Origin of the sequence: Anaerovorax odorimutans DSM 5092 (genome assembly GCF_000426305.1) — a bacterium.
In the GTDB taxonomy this organism is placed as follows: Bacteria; Bacillota; Clostridia; order Peptostreptococcales; family Anaerovoracaceae; genus Anaerovorax; species Anaerovorax odorimutans.
In genome coordinates this window covers 81,009-99,946 of record NZ_AUFC01000009.1, presented here as the reverse complement: position 1 = coordinate 99,946, position 18,938 = coordinate 81,009, and the positions used below count along the sequence as shown (strand labels likewise).

The following is an 18,938-nucleotide window of genomic DNA, read 5'->3' as shown; positions in this document are numbered from 1 at the left end:
AAATAAAGGAGGATTTTACATCTTGAGTGATTTTGTAATTGAAACAAATAATTTGACAAAGCAGTACGGTGAACAAAAGAGTGTTGCTAATTTAAGTATCCATGTGAAGAAAGGCAGGATTTACGGTCTATTGGGACGTAACGGTGCAGGAAAAACTACCACTATGAAAATGCTGCTGGGACTGACAAGTCCTACATCTGGAGAAGTACGTATTTTCGGAAAAAATATGCATACGAATGAAAAGAAAATTCTTTCCCGAATTGGCAACCTGATTGAATCGCCTAGCTTTTATCCTAACCTTACTGGCACGGAAAACCTTAAGATTATGGCGAGGCTCCGTGGAGTACCGGGAAGCAATGCTATTAAAAAAGCATTGGATGTGGTGGGACTGCCTTATAAAGATAAAAAGTTATTCTCGCAGTACTCGCTTGGTATGAAGCAGCGGCTTGGTATTGCAAATGCTATTTTACATGATCCGGAGCTTTTGATCTTGGACGAGCCTATCAACGGACTTGATCCCATCGGTATAGTGGAAGTCCGTGATTTCATAAAGCGGCTTAGCACGGAACAAGGTAAAACTATTTTAATTTCCAGCCATATTTTATCTGAAATGGCCTTGTTGGCAGACGATATTGGCATCATTGATCACGGTGTTTTACTGGAAGAAGAAAGCCTCTCCGAATTAGAGAAGAAAAACAGCAGATATGTTCATTTTATCGTAACGGACACATCTCAGGCTTCCAGAATTTTGGAGACTGAATTTCATACCTCCAATTTTCATATTGATGACGACTATAATTTACGACTTTACGATACGGAAATAGAAGTGGCTGCTATTACCCGTAAATGGATTGAAAGTGGTCTTAATATATCAGAAGCGCATACCCAAAATGATACCTTGGAGGATTATTTCAAACATGTCACCGGAGGTGAGGGAATTGCTTGATTTAATTATTTGCGAATTTGCCAAAATCAAACGGCAGAAGTTTATTCTCTTTTGTTTGTTAGCGGCCGGCCTTTTTCCTATCCCCCTGACCGCATTAGTAGCAAAGGATAGTCTGCATTTTGAACAGCTTTTTAAGCTGGTCGTTACGTTTGGAGATTTTCTCCTTTTACCATGCGTACTAAGTGTAGTGGCAAGCATCCTGTTCTTCATGGAAAGAGACAGTGACATGTTAAAAAATCTGATGACCGTACCGGTTCCCAAAACTAAACTTGTAGCAGCAAAATTGTCTGTACTTTTGCTTGTTGCCGTATTATATTCCATAGCTGGCTTAGGAGCTACAATCATCGGTGGACTAGTTGTGGGTTCTGTGGAAGGAGTTGCTTTTAAATTAGGATTAAGTACAATCCTTGGTATTATGCTGTTTGTTTCAGTTCTTCCTGTGATTATTCTTATTGTCTATTTTAATAAAAGCTATATTTTTTCTATTATCGTTGCCTTTATTTATTCATTCTTAAATTTTGGCATATCACTTAACATGTTAAACTTTGCTCCTAACAATGCTCTTATTACAATGTTGCCCGCACCAGTCATTATGCGCTGGTGGACATCCTATTGGAACGGACTTACCGCGGAATATCTTGCAATGAGAAAGCCCTATATGCTGTCCACTCCCGTTTGTGCAGGAATACTGTTCTTAATAGCGGTAATATCAATTCTGCTGATTTCATTCATATTTAAAAAGCAAGAAGATTAGGAGGAAACTATGATTAATATAATTATTACAGAATTTCAAAAACTTAAGCGCTACAGTATTGTTTGGATCGGTATTGTAGCTGTATTGTTTTCAGCACTTTTAGCAGTTTTTCAGCAGAGCAGTGGTAATGAAATAATGCAGTATGAAAGTTATACAAACAGCGTCATATGGAATAACTTCAGCATGGCTTTTCCATTTATGATTGTTTTGATCGGAGGCTATATCATAAACCGTGAGTATGTGGATCATACATTGAAAAATATGTTAACTGTACCGATTTCATTTCGTAAATTATTGGCAGGAAAAGCGATTACAGTTGGGATTGTTGCTGCATTATATGGTTTTTTTAGCTTTCTATGTACATTTGTCCTAGGTGCAATGTTTTGTCATGGAGATATATCTTCGGCTCTTGTAATGAAATCCTTCTTTCAGCTCGTTGGATTGGGACTTTGCTGCTATCTGGCCGTGCTGCCTATAATTATATTTTTTACTAGAAAGCAAAATGGTTTTCTTGCTGGAACTGGTTTGGCGTTTGTTTATGGTTTCTGTGGAATCTTTATCGCGGGTAGAGCATTAACTGATTACTATCCTATAACTGCTGGTCTTGGAATTATTAAATTTACGGGAGATGGTACTCTTATCTTTAATTTTTTTGTGGAAATTGTTGTAATGCTTCTTATGGCAGCTTTATCAATTATTATGTTGCTTTGTACGAAAGGCTTTGAGAATAAGAAAACACCGAAAAAGAGAAAACGGTTATAAAAATAGACTTTGATAAGGAAGATTGAATTTCTTGCTCCAGATATGGCAGATATACTTAAAGCGACAGTTCCGTTATATAGTAAGAAAAGTTGTATTGAATCTTTGAACCTGGTTATTACATTATATTTAAATCTAAGAGAATCATTTTTAACAGTTGACTTTGTGAAACGTGAAGAAGCAGAAGTTTATTCTATGGATTATTTAAGTAAAGACAGTCAAAAAATTGAAATGGTTGAATTAATTAATCCTCTAAGGAACCACCAGTTATGAATAGGAAAATGGTTCTTACATATCATAGAAAATGGCAAAGGCCAATGGAGATGACATAAAAATAATTACCCGAGAGTAAACTGCCCTCGGGTGATAATATAAAATAAATTCTTTAAAGATATGCTCTTCAATTAATTATGTTAGTCATTAACCAATTTCGATAAATATTGATATCTTTTTCAGTGTGAAAATAATGCTCTGATGTATCTGATACTTCAAATTTGCATCCAAACATTTTTGCAAATGAAGAAACAAAATCGTATTCACATAGAGTATCGTTTTTTCCATATAAAATTGAAGTGGGTATATTCCATTCATTTATAGGGTGACTTTTAACATATTGATAATAATCCCAATATATAGTTTGACCAGTTGGGGTTAATATTTCATATTCTTTATGAAGTTGTTCTTCTGATATATTAAACCAATTCATCATATTATAAATAATTCGTTCCATATTAACAACGGGTGAAAGAAATAAACTTTGCTTTAAAGGTTCTTTTCTATAAGCAAGTAGGCTGAAGTATGCTCCCATACTGTTAGCCATTAATGAAATAGATTGTGATTGAGATTTTGCGAACCCCATTATTGTTTTAAGTTCGGAAACACAATTTTGCACTTTGCAAAGTGTTGGTTCATTTTTTCTGTTGCCATGTTGAGGCAAATCAAAACTTAAAACTTGATAACCAAGTTGTGTTGCTACTTCTGCTAAAACTGAAATAGGAATATCAGATTTTGAAGACATATTACCATGAACCCCAATAAATAATTTGGTACTTTTTTCTCCCCACAGAATAGCAGGAATATTATTTATTTTTATATTTTCAACTTTCATTTTTACCTCCGACTATTGAGGTATAACCCTCCATAGATTCTTGATTATTGATTTATTAGACATATAAAACCCTCCTTTCTCGACTGATAATATTAAAACTACTAGTCGAATTCCATGCAATAACAATCGATTTTAATAATTATACTGCAAAATAATTAAAAAAGAAAGGAATCATCTATGAACGGGCAAGTGTATATTGGCTTACCTATCGGTGCAATTATGTTCACCATCATTGGCAGTCTGTCACTTCTTACTCATTACTATATTCAATGGCATTAAATCTAAAATCGTTGGTGAAGGTTAGCACGGTGTCGCAAGATTTGCAATAAAAAGAGAAATTACTCAAATTTATCATCCTGTAACTTTCGAGTTGATTATTTAAGAAAGGAAGAGAATCTTCCAATTGAGCAGGGTTTGATTGCAGGCTCAACGGGAAGAAAAAGAAGGTTTTTGAAAGAAATTATTCATAAACATAGTCTTTTCTTTTAGGAGAATTATGGAAATAATTTGACAAAAGAGGTATAATTACTAGCAATTATATTGAAAAAAGGATTAGAAGATTGAATATATGGCGATAAAGTATGAAGAGAAAAATAGTAAGCATTTTAGCAATAATGAGCATACCTTGTAGCCAAATTCATATTATGTTTATTACTGCTATAAAAAAGAATTAATGATTTAATTTTGGATGAAGGAGTTAAAAAAATGAACAACATATTCATGTTACCGATTACTTTTCATTTAGACAAAATGGATATTATTATATATCCTACACTTCTGAAAGATGATAACGAATTGATTTTAATTGACTGTGGTTATCCGGATTCTGTGCCGAAGCTAGACAAAGAGATGAATAAAATTGGTTTATCACTTAATCAGTTGACAAAAATAATTATTACACACCATGATCACGACCATATGGGAGCTCTACGGGAGATAAAAGAAAGCTATCCGGCTGTAGAAATTCTGTGTTCAAAAATAGAGGCTCCATATATAACAGGACAGCGCGATTCATTAAGATTACAGCAAGCCAAAGAAATTCAGGAGAAATTGCCGGAAAGTGAAAAAGAAGGGGGTATGCAATTTCAAAAATTTATAGCCTCTATTCAAAAAGTTGGTATTGACGAAGTTAGTATAATAAACAACGGGGATATACTTCCTTTCTGCGGCGGCATTGAGGTAATTGATACAAAAGGGCATATGCCCGGGCACATATCTTTATATCTTAAAGAAGCAAAGACACTCATCGCGGGGGATGCCTTAGTGGTGGAAAATGAAGAGTTATGTATGGCAATGCCACAATTCATTTTGAATGTACAGGATGCACAAGACTCAATTCTAAAACTTCTAAACTATGATATAGAGAAAATCATTTGTTATCATGGTGGACTTTACAATTCAGATGTTAAAAAAAGTTTAAAAGAACTAGTATCGAACTTCTAATAATCTAAAATAGAGGATAAGATCTTGAATTTCGTTTAATGTTTATTATTAAAAAGGTACTAATTCTTCCATAAAACTATCATCTACTTTAATAAGATTTAATGATGATAGTCTGTGGGGATTTGTTTTCGATCAGTATAGTACACTAAAAAGGTGAAAGAGATTAAAGTTGCAAAATTTCTGGACTATCTGCTTTATAGACATATATGTGATTGATAGAAAAACGCTTTGTAGTTATTGTTTATAGTACAATTCCCACATATAAAATTTAATTTACCGATTTAATAATGTGGAGTTCTTGGGAACCTGTGGAGGATGAAGTGTATTATAAATTAAATTAAATCTTAATTTTTGTAGACCCAGCATTTGTTTGTGATTGGGTCTATTTTATTATAACGGAACTGTAAATCATTGGATTGTATATTTCCGTCAAAAGAAATATAATGAAATTATGGAGGTATTATGCATGGATTATATAACTACAAAAGAAGTAGCAAAAAATTGGAGAATTACAGACAGAATGGTAGTGTATCATTGCTCTGCTGGACGGATTAAGGGAGCAAAAAAAATGGGAAATACATGGCTTGTTCCGGTTGATGCTGAAAAACCGGCTGACGGACGATATAGGAGCAGTAAAGTAAAGGATGGTGAAAATAAATGAAACGGATATTTTTGGTTGAAGACGATAAGGCAATCACCAAAAATCTTGTGCTTCTACTCCAATCGGAGGGCTTTACAGTCATACACTCCTCTACTCGGAATGAAGCCCTTGCTGAGATTGCCGGGAATAAATTTGACTTGGCGCTTGTTGATATTTCTTTGCCAGACGGAAATGGCTTTACGGTTTGTACAGAAATTAAAGAAATGCAAAATGTTCCCGTTATATTTTTGACGGCTTCTGGCGATGAGGCAAGTGTTGTTACCGGGCTGAACATGGGCGCGGATGACTATATCACAAAGCCTTTTCGTCCGCGTGAATTAATTGCACGAATTGGAACTGCCTTGCGAAAAAGCGGGCATTCCGGGTCGGTTTTTAAAATTCATGGACTTTATGTAGATACGGCAAGCGGCATAGTGAAAAAGAACGGCAACGAGGTTTTCCTTTCAGCTTTAGAATACCGTTTGTTGCTGGTGTTTCTTAGCAATCCTAAAAGTATTATTACGAGGGGCAGACTACTTGATGAATTGTGGGATGCGGCGGGTGAGTTTGTCAATGACAATACATTGACTGTGTACATCAAACGCTTGCGTGAGAAAATAGAGAGTGAACCAGCAAGCCCACAAATAATTATGACCGTTCGTGGTATGGGGTATAGATTGGGTGGCGAGTATGCTTCGGAATAGAGAATTTAGACAGTTTGTTATTTTGTTGTCCTTAATGGCCGCCGCTGCTGTAATTCTTGGATTTACAATAAATATGGCGGCAGGAATCCTTGCCATTGCTTTTGCTGCCGCCTTTGGTACGATGTTTTTCGCGTTTACTAAAGCACGATATAAAAGTATTGCGCAGATATCAGATCAAATCGATCTTGTGCTTCATAACTCTGATCATCTGTATATTGGTGAATCGGACGAAGGCGAACTGTCTATTTTGCAAAGCGAGATAACTAAAATGACACTTCGTATTAGGGAGCAAAACGACGCACTGAAAAAAGAAAAGAAACATCTTGCTGATTCGCTGGCTGATATAGCTCATCAACTTCGTACCCCTCTCACATCCGTGAACCTTATTTTGTCATTGTTAGAGAATAACCCTGATGAAAATGACCGAAAATCATTGTTGCGGGAAACAGAAGAATTATTTGTACAAATGGATTGGCTGCTTACTTCTTTGTTGAAATTATCTCGCCTGGATGCTGGTATTGTAGTTTTTCAAGACGAGCAGATAGATGTGAATATTTTGATAAGCACTGCGATTCACCCGTTTTTAATTCCAATGGAGCTGCATAATATTGCTTTGCAAATAGACGTGCCAAAAGGAATAATTATTCAGGGCGATTTTGGATGGCTTTCGGAAGCAATTCAAAACATTCTTAAAAATTGTATGGAAAGCACAGGTGATAACGGGAAAATTAAGATTGTTTGTGAGGACAACTTATTATTTACCCAAATTACCATCCATGACAGCGGCGCGGGCTTTAAAAAAGAAGATTTACCCTGCTTGTTTGATAGGTTCTATCGTGGTAAAAACGCAGGCACTACAGGATACGGGATTGGATTGTCTCTCTGCAAGAAGATTATAACACGGCAGGGTGGGACGGTCACTGCCCAAAATCACCCGCAGGGCGGCGCTATATTTTCCATTCGTTTCCCAAAGTGACGAATCTCTCACCTTAAAGTCACAGATATGTAAGTTGAAAAATTTATTATATAGGTAAAAGATAAAAGAGGAGGCTCATATAATGGAATTTTTAAAAATAGAAGATTTAAGCAAGGTCTACGGTAAGAGCGAAAATCAAGTTACCGCACTTGACCATGTTTCACTTACAATCGAAAAAGGGGATTTTACCGCAATCATCGGTTCCTCCGGCTCTGGTAAATCCACATTACTTCACATTATCGCCGGTGTGGACGTACCCACAAGGGGAAAAGTGTATTTAGAAGGGTTGGATGTATATAATCAAAGCAATGAAAAACTCGCCATATTCCGCAGGCGCCAGGTCGGACTGATTTATCAATTTCACAATCTAATTCCTACTCTTAATGTAGTGGAAAATATCACCTTACCTATTTTAATGGACAAGCGCAAAGTTAACAAGGAACGGCTGAATGATCTGCTCGAAATGCTTGGGTTACAAGATCGTAAAACACATTTACCAAATCAGCTTTCGGGCGGTCAGCAACAGCGTGTTTCCATAGGACGTGCTTTGATGAACGCCCCGGCCGTCATGCTGGCTGATGAACCTACAGGCAGTTTGGACAGCCGAAATGGAAATGAAATCATTAAATTGCTGAAAGAAAGCAATAAAAAATATGGGCAGACCTTGCTGCTTGTCACCCATGATGAAAATATTGCCTTGCAAGCAGATCGCATTATTACCATTGGAGACGGAAAAGTGGTAAAGGATGAGAGGCAGGAGGCACGATAATGAATATATTTAATAAGATTGCCCTGCAAGGCCTGAAAAATAGCCGCACGCGCACATTCGTAACAATTATCGGAGTTGTTTTGTCTGCCGCCATGATTACTGCAGTTACCACCTTTGGCGTTTCTTTGCTGAACTATATGGCAAACGGTGCTGCTCAAAAATACGGTGATTGGCATGTTGCGTTTTTGGATGAGGATTCCTCTTTTGTACAAGAACAGACCAACAACGATGAAGTTGCAAATACAGTAACATTTGAAAATATCGGTTACGCAAAACTTGATGGTGGGAAAAATCCCAATAAACCGTATCTTTTTATCGCAGGATTCAGCGAGAAATCCTTTGATGCACTGCCTATCACTCTGTTATCTGGCAGGCTGCCGAAAAATAGCGGGGAAATTCTTGTTTCAGGGAGTGTCATGACAAAGGGCAAAGTTCAATTCAATGTGGGTGACACCATTACACTTGCTGCCGGTAACCGCATGTATGGAAACGAGAAGCTTGGCCAGAGTGATACGTACACTGCCGAGAGTGAAACTTTTGTACCGCAAGGCGAGAGAACTTACTCTGTGGTTGGTATCTGCCAAACTCCTTACTTTGAGGAAGATTTTGCGCCGGGATACACGGTAATCACAACCTCAGATACTACAGACACGGCGGAGGATCTCAGCTTATTTGTTAAGCTAAAAAATCCACGTAAAGTTCATGATTATGTAAAAAGTATAGATAGAAGCCATTCTTACATCTTAAATAATGCTGTATTGCGCTTCATGGGCCTTTCGGACGATTCGAGCGATAAGATATTCAACACGCTTCTGTACTCAGTTGGTGGCATTGTAATTCTTATCATCATGATCGGATCAGTGTTTCTCATTTATAATTCTTTCAACATTTCCTTGAATGAGCGCACACATCAGTTTGGTATTCTTTCATCGGTGGGAGCCACTGCAAAGCAGTTGAGAAATTCAGTACTCTTTGAAGGGCTTTGTATCGGTGCAGTGGGCATTCCGATTGGTGTAATCGTCGGTATAGCCGGTATCAGACTTGTGATTGGCATCGTTGCCAAAAACTTCGTAAATCTTCTATACGCCGGTGTACCTTTGACCTTGACGGTATCAGCTCCTGCAATCCTTGCGGCAGCGGTGGTCAGCATGGTAACGATCCTGATTTCAGCTGATATTCCGGCTCGCAAGGCTGCCAGCATGCCGGTAATGGAATGTATTCGCCAGACAAATGCGGTTAAAGTGGAATCCAAAGCCGTGAATACATCGAAACTGGCACAGCGAATTTACGGTTTGGAGGGAACACTTGCCCTAAAGAATTTTAAAAGGAACAAGAAATGCTATCGCAGCATTGTTCTGTCACTTGTTCTAAGCATTGTGTTGTTTGTATCAACAAGTGCTTTTGTAACGGATTTGAGGATGGCATCTGCGCAGGCGAAAGCGGTTACTACCTATGATATTGGTTTTGGTACGCAGGATATGGACGATGCCGAAATGATGAACCTTTACGACAAACTGAAAATCGCCGATGGTATTACCAAAAGTTCGTATCAAGTTGTGATGAAGTATATCTGTACGGTTCATACAGACAAGCTTTCAGATGGCTACTGGGAATCTGCTGGAGTACAGCCACCAGACAAAACTGTGAATCTGCCAATAAAAATCCAGTTTCTGGATGGTAATACTTATCTGGAAATGATCAAAGATTTGGGCTTACCCGCTGAGGAATATATGGGGCAAAATGGAAAACTGATTGCAGTTGCTAAAATGCAGGACAACAGCAGTCAGGTGGATGGGGTCAGCCAGCTTAATGACATGTTTACAAGTTCTTTCCTGGATGTTAGCGTTACGCCCGAAGCAGATGGCGATTTAAATACAGAATATGGGAAAAATGTAAGTATTACCTGTGTAGAAATCACGCCTCCGGATACACCCCCAACTGTGGAAACCTCTGAGCAGCAGCCATACTTTTTTCAGGTGATGGCACCCTATTCGAGCATGGAGACACTTGCTACCTCCCATATCTCGTCGAATATCATGGTGAAGGGCATGACCTTTCAGTCAAAGAATCCATCGCAGTCTATGGAAGAAATGAAAACCATGATTCAGAGCGTTGGAATGACTGCCTCATATATTATTTTGAATACGTCTGAAATGCTTGAGGAGAGCCGAAATTATATCTTCATTGCCAACGTATTCGCATATACGTTTATCATTATGATTTCACTGATTGCGGTGGCCAATGTGTTCAATACGATTTCCACGAATATCAAGTTGCGCCGGCGAGAACTTGCTATGCTCCGCTCTGTGGGGATGTCTGATGCCGATTTCAATAAAATGATGCGTTTTGAGTGTGCCTTTTATGGTATAAGGGCGTTACTTTTTGGAATTCCCATAGCATTATTCTCTTCCTGGTTGATTTACAAAGGGATGTTTGTCGGCGGAGCGGATGGCATCAATTTTGTATTGCCGTGGGCAAGTATGGGAATCAGCGTGTTTAGTGTACTTCTCGTAATTTTTGTTACTATGATGTATGCCGTCAGGAAGATAAAAAGAGAAAATATTATTGATGCTCTTCGGGATGATATGACTTGATTAAAGCTACTATTGATTTGGTATAAAATGAAAAACCTCAGTTATTTGTAATCGTCAAGAAAGGCGCTGTAGACCTTAAAATATTGAGGACATACTATACGAGTAATGTAAAAGATCATTATCCTTTATTCGAATCACAGTTTATTCGGTATCGTACTCAATAGTAAAATTATTTACGTTTGATTACGCTTTATTTGGTGAAACCTCTGCGTTAGATTTAGTGAAATAAATTTTTTTATAATTAACATGCGATGTTAGTATATAAGACGAAAAATAAGTACTATATATATTAGAGAAAAAGGATACTTAAAAATTAAGAGTTAACAAACGTTCAAAAAGTGCCGTGGCATTTTAAATCAAGCACAAACATATATTTGCTATAAGAATATATGAAGGGGCAGGGAATGATTCAAATGAATAAAAATAAATCGGCTGAAAATAAATCTGTTAGACTTGTGATTTTTGTAAAAGAGGGTATGGACAGTTTTATAAAAGAAATAGCTGCTGATCTTGCAGGATTTTATGATACTAAAATAGTTCGTATCTCTAATGCAGTAGATTGTAACAATGGAAAAGTATGTAATGATATTGATAAGGAGATGGAGTGGGGGGAAATATGCTGGTTTGAATGGTGTGATGAGCTTATTGTCTATGGCAGCAGACACCCTATGGCATTAAAAAAGAAAATCATATGCAGAATTCACAGCTATGAGGTTTTCACCGATTATCCGTCTCAAGTAAACTGGGATACAGTAGATAAAGTTATTTTTGTTGCATCACATATCAGAGAGCAAGGGATTGAAAAGTTTGGTATTGCCAGAGAAAAAACAGTGATTATACCAAATGGCATTGACATGAAGAGGTTTAAGTTCAATGAGAGAAAACCTGGCTTCCATATTGCATATGTAGGATATATAAATTATAAAAAAGGCCCTATGCTTTTGCTTCAAACATTTAAGGCTATACATGATGAGGATCCCAGGTATAAGCTTCATATAGCAGGCTGCTTTCAAGATGACAGAGATATATTGTATTTTAGGCAGATGATTCGGGAATGGGGTTTTGAGAAAGACATTATTTATGAAGGATGGCAGGATGATCTGGACCAATGGCTGGAAGATAAGAATTATATTTTATGTACCAGTATACTGGAATCTCAGAATATGAGCGTTATGCAGGCAATGGCAAAAGGTATAAAGCCCATCATTCACAACTTTGTAGGTGCTCGCAAAATATATTTGGAGCATCTTATTTTTAACACCATAAGTGAGGCTGTGGCCATGCTTTCACAGGATTATGATTCCATGACATACCGGGAATTTGTAAATGAAAAGTATAATATGGATTCCATAAACAAAATTCTTATCGAGGAACTACACCAGCTTTGTGAGACCAACCCAAAGGAACCTATGGTCAGTATTGTTATGACCGTCTATAACAGGGAAAAATACCTTAAAGAGGCGATAGAAAGTGTACTGAACCAAAGCTATCGTCATATAGAACTTATAATAGTCAACGATGGATCTACGGACAGTTCAGAAGAAATTGTCAAAGGGTTCAGTGATGAGAGAATTCGATATTTCCATAGAGAAAATACAGGACAGCTTAATGCATTAAAGTATGGCTTGGAAAAAGCTGAGGGTAATTTTTTAACTCGTGTAGACAGTGATGATCTTATCCATAGGGAGTATATAATGGATTGCACTGAAGCCATGCTTAAAAAATCAAAATTAAAATTTGTTTATATGGATTTTACCCTCATAGACAGTAATGGTAATGTTATAGGTGAAACAAGATTCAAGGATTATGAACATCCTATCATGCTATTGATGGATACCTTTTCTGGATTTTCTTCGGTCATACCGGATGTATCCTTTTTTAGAAGAGATTATATTTCCAATGTAATATTGAATTATACAGAGCAAAATGTCCCTTTCTATATTGATAATATTCTTACTTGTGAATTCCTGCACATAAAAGAGCCCATGTATTTCTATAGACAGCATGAGGCTAATTTTGCATCAGATAATGACAACTTTAAGCAGGTTGTTGAAGGGAAGATTAAGTTTGAAGATCTGCTGTTTCGAAGATATTTTATTCAAATGGATCTGAATCGTGATTTCCTGACGAATCAAGGTACTTATTATAAACTGATTTCAGAGTATTTTACTAATATTAGTCAATATTATGAACAAATGGAAACAGGTGATGAAAAGAAACAAGTCATTCCTCAACTGTTTGAAGAAGAGACAATATACTGGGAGAATCAAAGGAATCAGTTGGATGAAATAAACCCATTAGATAAGGACCGGACAGGAAAGAACTTGTTGATAGATAATAGGAATCAAAGAGTGCTTGTAGTGTCTACCGATGATCCGGCAGAAGGCAGAGCGGTTGGTGGAAAGCACACTCATATTCATCTGTTAATGAAAGGTATCCAAGAGCAGAATATTCCATGCAGCCTAGTAACCTATCAGTATGATTCTAAGGCAACAATTGATAGTAAGAAGGCTATGAATTATCTGCAGGGTCAAGTTGAGGATGATTTACTGAAAAATCTTTCTGTGGAAGAGCTGTCAGATTCTTCAGACGTTTCATTTGCTTATTTGATTTACGCCATTCAAAAACAACTGGAGGAAAAAATTGAGAAAGCATTAATGGCAAATTACTATAGCTTTATAAGCTGCCAGGATGTAGTGGCAGCTATGGCTGCATATAATGTGATAAAACGACTCAAATTTATTATGCCTATTATGACTACTCTGCATGGATACTTCACCGATGAAAATGTAGATTATGGATTATTATTAAAAGGTACTCCCGTATATAAATATTTTATTCACTATGAAAAGAGAGCTTATGAAATTTCAGATAAAATAATCACAGTTGATACAAGAATAAAAGAGTATGTTACAAATATTCAACTAGAGAATCCAACCCCAATTACTGTCTTGAAGAATGCTGCAGATGATATCTCTTTCTGCCCTGAAATGTATCAGAGCGATAAAAACTGTGCAAATAATATTTTAAATAAGATAATAAATGCTCATGAAATTTCACATAATAATATTATTTTAGTTCCGAGAAGATTGGTTCCTAAAAACGGTGTAATGATTGCTGTGAGGGCTGCTAGTGAATTAATAAGGAGAGGAATAAAGGATTTCAGATTGATTATTGCAGGAGATGGAATAGAGCGTCAGGCAATTCAGGAATATATCGATAAAAACGGTGAAAGCTCCCATAACCCTTCCCATATAGTAGACGATGGTAAATATGATGAAGATAGCCTTGGGCAGGTTGTTCATCTGCTTGGCAATATTTCTCATGATGAGATTCAAATGTTTTATAAAATAGCAAGATTTATATTGATTCCATCTATTAAATCAAACAATGTTGAGGAAGCTACATCAATTTCGCTATTGGAGGGTATGTCTTGCGGTAAGGTAGTGATTGCTTCTTCACTAGGAGGAATGAAGGAAATCATTGAGGATGGTAAAAATGGTTTTCTAGTGCAGCCAGAAAATGTGGAACTATTGGCCGATAGGCTTGCGGAAGTATTTCGTATGGAAGATGAACGTTACAATAAAATAGGGGCACAGGCAAGGCTTGATATAGAAAATCAGTATAGCTATAAGGCTCATGCAAAAAAATATATACATTTGGTTGAAGGTAAAACAACTTAAAATAATTCTCCTTTTCGTGTAAATAGTAAATTAATAAATATACTAAAAAGAGCCAACCATACAGTTAAACTGCCCTCCCAGAAGTTAGAACTAAAAATCTAACTTCTGGGAGGGCAGTTTAAGCAGAGGGGTTTCATTATTAAAAGGCAGATTGGATGTTCTTACATTCATACTAAATCATGATAAAGCTTAATTAGTTTGTCGATCTGTGTATCTGCATTATGGTATTGCTGCACAAAGCTTGAGCCGGCTTTTCCTATGTCTATTAGCATATCTTTATTTTGCAGAATATTTTCAAGATCTGATTTCACACTCTCAGGAGTAGTTAAAATCAGAGGTAGTTCTTTGGGGTATTTATCTCTCATAAAATCACTGATATATCCCATAACAGGCTTGCCCATGGCCATGGCTTCTATAGCGTACCTGCTATATGAACCAACCAAAAGCTCATCAATTATGAGATCGGCAGATTGATAAATTTTTTGAGCTTGGTCAATAGGAATATTTTCAGTAAGCTGAAAATCAAACGAATATTGTTCTTTTAATTCTTCAACTGCTTTTAGCAAATATTCTGTCCCGGCTATTCTGCGGTTTTCCGGTGAATGGATAATGGTGAACTTACTATTAATCTTGTAAGGAACATAAGTCCTTGCAATAACAGAGGGTCTTACAAACGGTGAAATAATTTGAATGTTTTCAAAGAAGTCTTTTGCATATTCATACACTTCATGATTTTCTACAATACAGCATGATGCATACTTTGAAAAAAGCTCCAATTTCTTTAATATTTCTAAATCATTTTCCGGTGAAAGTTGAATGTATGGGCTTAACTGTGCGGCTTTAGTGCTAGTACGCACGCTTTGCCCCCAATAGTCTACCACAAGTTTTTTATTGAATTCTTGAAGTATGGCAAGGTCATCATGATTAAAATGAAGAGAGGTTGCATTATGAAAATGAAAAATATCGTAGGAAGGAATAAGTACTGCGGTGGCATCAATTGTCCGATCTAAAATGACTGCGCCATTTTCAAATTGATTGACATCCATTTCATAATCACAAGTATACTTACACTGTCTGGGAATATAGTTTAATGCTTTTGCATCTAATCCTTTTTCCTTTAACAGGTTAACTGTTCGGATTGTCTTTTCAGTATTATCCATCGTTCCATGAAGAATTCTCAAATGATCAGGATTCGATTGTAATAAACTAGGAGGTATAAGCAGTTTCTCTTTTTGAACGGAGTTTTCTGATGGATTATGAAGTTTAAGGCGGCAATAAGCTTCCATAGATTTTTTATACTGTTTTGTTAAACTGTAAAATCGGCATAAATATATTTGTACAGGAAGTAAATTATTATAGTTCTCCAGTTCAGTTATCAGATTATTGATGTCAGAAATGTTTTGGCATAGAGCTTCACTAGTTTCTGTTGATACAGTTTCCAATTGTAAAATCTCCTCATTTATTTTATCCACTAGGTCATGGATCTCTTTTTCAACATTATTTGCATCCGATTCTACAGTTACGTCTTGTGGCACTTTTGTATCTTTTGCAGAGGAAGGTTTAAAAAGAATATCAATAGATAAGTCTACGATTCCTTTCATTTCGTGGTATTCTAAAATGGCATCCTGTAAAAGTTCTATTGCCTTGGCAGAATCTGTTACTTTATATGCCTCTAGGATTTTTTTTATAAAAGCTCGTTCCCTTATTTCAAGTTGATCAACATTTCCTAGAGCAGTAAGTCTTGAACAGATAAACATATATTTACTATATATATCAACCAACTCTTCTGCAGAAAGATAGCCATATAGTAGCTTTTTTGTTCTATGAAGGATCAGCTGTAAAATTTTTTTATATCGAATCAGTGCCTGCTCTTCCTCTATGTTTTCGGCTTCCAATTTCAATATTTCTAGAAGTATTTCATATAAAAACGGCCAGAAACTTTCAAAATCTAAGGCATCCCATGAGTATTTATCCAGCTCGTAAAATGTATTTTTAGGTGCTTCATTCTGAAGTACATTCTCAAAATAGCGAAAGGTCTTTTCAAATAATTGGTTAGCAGAACTAGCTGCATATTTTGCATAGAAATTTGCTAATGTTAAAGTATTCCCTGTATTCAAACAGGAACTCATGAACTCGTAAATACAGTTTATCCGTACCGTTTCAGAATTAATCGTATACATATCATTTATACATTCTTCATATTGATGAAGCCTGTAATGTGATTGAAGCAGCATTCTCTTAATATCCTCATGTGAGCATATTGTGTAAAAGGCAAATCGTCCGTCATTACTTGTTTTCATTTGACCATAATGATCTATGAGGGAAAGATATTGCTTGAAATAGGGTAATGCATTTTCATAATCCTCCTGCTCAAAACGAATAAATGCTTTATAATAAATAAAATCGATAAAATCAGGTTCGATATCAAGGGCTTTATCACATATTCTTTCGGACTTATCGTAGCTATAACAGTTGATATAAACTGCGGCGGCGTTGTTGTAGTACATGAGAACATTATCGTGCAGTTCAGTTTCCTCTGAGATCAAGCGCATATAAATTTCTACTTGCCTTAAGGCATTTTTTAGATCTCCATACATAGCATAGCTGTTGCACAGTTGAAAATGAAAATAAATACTGCGTGGATTGTTCTGGATTCCTTTTTTTAGCAATGTGGTCGTCCGCTGATATTTTTTCTCTCTGATATCCGGTGTCATAATATATCCATAATGAAGGACTCCAATTTCTAGATTTTTTAATGGATTACGGAAGAGAGGCTGATTGTGAACTGAGCTTGAATAACGGAATGAATAATCATTTTTAAATATTCGAGGCTGCGCCATTACTGCGTAATTTTGTAATTCTGTATCTGTATAGCTGATGATGTTTAAAGTAAAGGTATTAAGTTGATGGTAATCATCACCGGAAAATATTACCTTAAGAGCTTCAGTATCTGCTGGGCGAAGCTCTTCATCTGCATCCATGATAAATATATATTCAGCATCACTGTACATCACACTCTGGTTCCTTGCTTTAGAAAAGTTGTCTTCCCATTCATGAAGATATACTTTATCGGTATAGCTGCGAGCAATTTTAACGGTGCTGTCAACCGAACCTGTATCAACGATAATCAGCTCTGCCAGTCCGCAATCCATAAGGGGGCGTATGCTGGATAAACATCTTGAAAGATTTTTCTCTTCATCCTTTACGATCATGCATATACTTAAAATTTTGCTATAGATCGTATTGGTATATCTGAGTTTTTGGATATAATATCGCAGTATATTGTTTTTGTTTATATTCTTTTTACATAAATGAGAGGTCTGTTCAATTGCATGATCTGCATCCATGTGATGCACTTTGTTCATTGCGACGATCAGTTTCTTTTCCATCCTTGTATTTATAATTCTTGATCCTTTGGGAAATTTTCGCATAAACGTTTGATTTTCGCCAAGAGCCGTATACTTGGTGAAAATATTCATCATGATATCTTTATTTCTTTGAGAATAAACGTGATTATTCATATATTCAAGGCATACGGCAGTGAATTTAGTAAAAGCAGCTGTTTCTTTTTTTGTAAATTCAGTTATGTTTTTAGCAGAGCTTTGTGTGCTTTGAGTATTCATCAGGTTTGAAAGAAAGGTATTCAGATATTCCCAAGAATCTGGATCATTTTCAAGCAGATATAGCAGGCAGTTTTTTAATACTGTTTCCGGTAAATTTTTTATGAGATCCAAAGAACCTTTTTCTTGGATAATAAAATCTTTTAAAAGCCAGCTGAAATAGTTGTCATCAAGGGAGATACTGATTTTTTCAATTTTGTTGATAATATCCCAGATACTCATACTTTGGGATAAATAGCCATTCCTGCATGTAAGAAATTCATTATAAATATTTTCAGTTTCTGAATTTATGAAAAGCTTCTCAAGTGTATGCCAATCTGTTTCCGGCATTTCTGATTTGATTTTTTCAAGTCTGGTGTAGCAGTAAGCTTGATCTTCACGACTCAGATCCTTGATGTAAAGTGAAAACCAAAGGTATAGCTCATTAAAAGCTTTTTTTTCAATTAATCTACTTATATAAAGATCAATAGTTTGAGTGCCAGGTTGTATAAAACTAACATCCAAAACGACATCGTCTGTATAATACTGATTAAATCCGGTAATTCCGCGATTATATAGAATGACTTCATTGTGTATAAACACGTCCCTCTTATCGGAAGACAAGAAACTTCTAATGGTGCAGGAAATATTAAAGTAATCATCATTTTTCAGGTTTTCCATAATGAAATTTATCAAAGTGGGAGTAAAAGTCATACCACACTCAATTAGCATAATTCGCTTACCAAGACAGGAAGATATACAAAATTCTTTGAAATTCCTATACTCCTGACTGAATTTTATCTTATCGTACTTATAAGGAATTTGCTCATGGATACTTTCATTACTGATTATAATAAGTTCAGTGTCATAAGCTTCCATAATGGGCTTAAGAATTTCCATACATGGAAGTATGTAATTCTTTCGGTATAAGATAACAATACTTAAATCTTTCACATTTTCCTC

13 protein-coding genes are annotated in these 18,938 nt (G+C 36.1%); 11 read left to right on the top strand and 2 right to left on the bottom strand.

The window, feature by feature from the left end; all coding sequences use genetic code 11:
• Positions 1 to 22 precede the first annotated feature (22 nt).
• The 4 genes from K292_RS0105165 to K292_RS0105150 are packed head-to-tail and all read left to right on the top strand — an operon-like array spanning position 23 to position 2,732.
• Complete coding sequence (locus K292_RS0105165; RefSeq protein WP_027398944.1) at positions 23 to 946, top strand: ABC transporter ATP-binding protein; 924 nt, start codon at positions 23 to 25, stop codon at positions 944 to 946.
• On the top strand, positions 930 to 1,700 hold the full coding sequence (locus K292_RS0105160; protein ID WP_245570828.1) for an ABC transporter permease: 771 nt from the start codon (positions 930 to 932) through the stop codon (positions 1,698 to 1,700). The genes K292_RS0105165 and K292_RS0105160 overlap by 17 nt, the downstream gene beginning before the upstream one ends.
• Positions 1,701 to 1,709: 9 nt before the next feature.
• Entirely contained in the window at positions 1,710 to 2,462 is a 753-nt protein-coding gene (locus K292_RS0105155; RefSeq protein WP_027398942.1) for an ABC transporter permease, read from the top strand.
• 9 nt (positions 2,463 to 2,471) lie between these two features.
• Positions 2,472 to 2,732: a hypothetical protein gene (locus K292_RS0105150; protein ID WP_027398941.1), complete on the top strand. Its 261-nt coding sequence runs from the start codon at positions 2,472 to 2,474 to the stop codon at positions 2,730 to 2,732.
• Positions 2,733 to 2,859: 127 nt separating this feature from the next.
• On the opposite strand, the gene K292_RS0105145 is transcribed toward K292_RS0105150, so the two are convergent.
• Positions 2,860 to 3,567, bottom strand: coding sequence for an alpha/beta hydrolase (locus K292_RS0105145; protein WP_027398940.1), 708 nt, complete (start codon positions 3,565 to 3,567; stop codon positions 2,860 to 2,862).
• A gap of 705 nt (positions 3,568 to 4,272) precedes the next feature.
• Between K292_RS0105145 and K292_RS0105140 the strand changes: the two genes are divergently transcribed.
• From K292_RS0105140 to K292_RS17740, 7 genes are all read left to right on the top strand, one after another.
• The gene (locus K292_RS0105140) at positions 4,273 to 5,010 is read left to right on the top strand and encodes an MBL fold metallo-hydrolase (RefSeq protein WP_027398939.1); all 738 of its coding nucleotides are present in this window, start codon (positions 4,273 to 4,275) and stop codon (positions 5,008 to 5,010) included.
• A 466-nt stretch (positions 5,011 to 5,476) separates the two neighbouring features.
• On the top strand, positions 5,477 to 5,671 hold the full coding sequence (locus K292_RS0105135) for a MerR family transcriptional regulator (RefSeq protein WP_027398938.1): 195 nt from the start codon (positions 5,477 to 5,479) through the stop codon (positions 5,669 to 5,671).
• On the top strand, positions 5,668 to 6,354 hold the full coding sequence (locus K292_RS0105130; protein WP_027398937.1) for a response regulator transcription factor: 687 nt from the start codon (positions 5,668 to 5,670) through the stop codon (positions 6,352 to 6,354). The genes K292_RS0105135 and K292_RS0105130 overlap by 4 nt, the downstream gene beginning before the upstream one ends.
• The gene (locus K292_RS0105125; protein ID WP_027398936.1) at positions 6,341 to 7,330 is read left to right on the top strand and encodes a sensor histidine kinase; all 990 of its coding nucleotides are present in this window, start codon (positions 6,341 to 6,343) and stop codon (positions 7,328 to 7,330) included. The genes K292_RS0105130 and K292_RS0105125 overlap by 14 nt, the downstream gene beginning before the upstream one ends.
• 82 nt (positions 7,331 to 7,412) lie before the next feature.
• A complete protein-coding gene (locus K292_RS0105120) occupies positions 7,413 to 8,099 on the top strand; it encodes an ABC transporter ATP-binding protein (RefSeq protein ID WP_027398935.1) in 687 nt (228 codons plus the stop codon).
• Positions 8,099 to 10,693: an FtsX-like permease family protein gene (locus K292_RS0105115; RefSeq protein WP_027398934.1), complete on the top strand. Its 2,595-nt coding sequence runs from the start codon at positions 8,099 to 8,101 to the stop codon at positions 10,691 to 10,693. Before K292_RS0105120 ends, K292_RS0105115 begins: the two co-directional genes overlap by 1 nt.
• Positions 10,694 to 11,106: 413 nt before the next feature.
• Positions 11,107 to 14,376 (top strand): glycosyltransferase, encoded by a 3,270-nt coding sequence (locus K292_RS17740; protein ID WP_169515429.1) that lies wholly within the window; start codon positions 11,107 to 11,109, stop codon positions 14,374 to 14,376.
• A 167-nt stretch (positions 14,377 to 14,543) separates the two neighbouring features.
• Here the strand turns inward: K292_RS17740 and K292_RS17735 are convergent, their stop codons facing one another.
• Positions 14,544 to 18,929 carry a glycosyltransferase gene (locus K292_RS17735; RefSeq protein ID WP_051280359.1) on the bottom strand — a complete coding sequence of 1,462 codons (4,386 nt, stop codon included), beginning with the start codon at positions 18,927 to 18,929 and terminating at the stop codon, positions 14,544 to 14,546.
• Positions 18,930 to 18,938 lie beyond the last annotated feature (9 nt).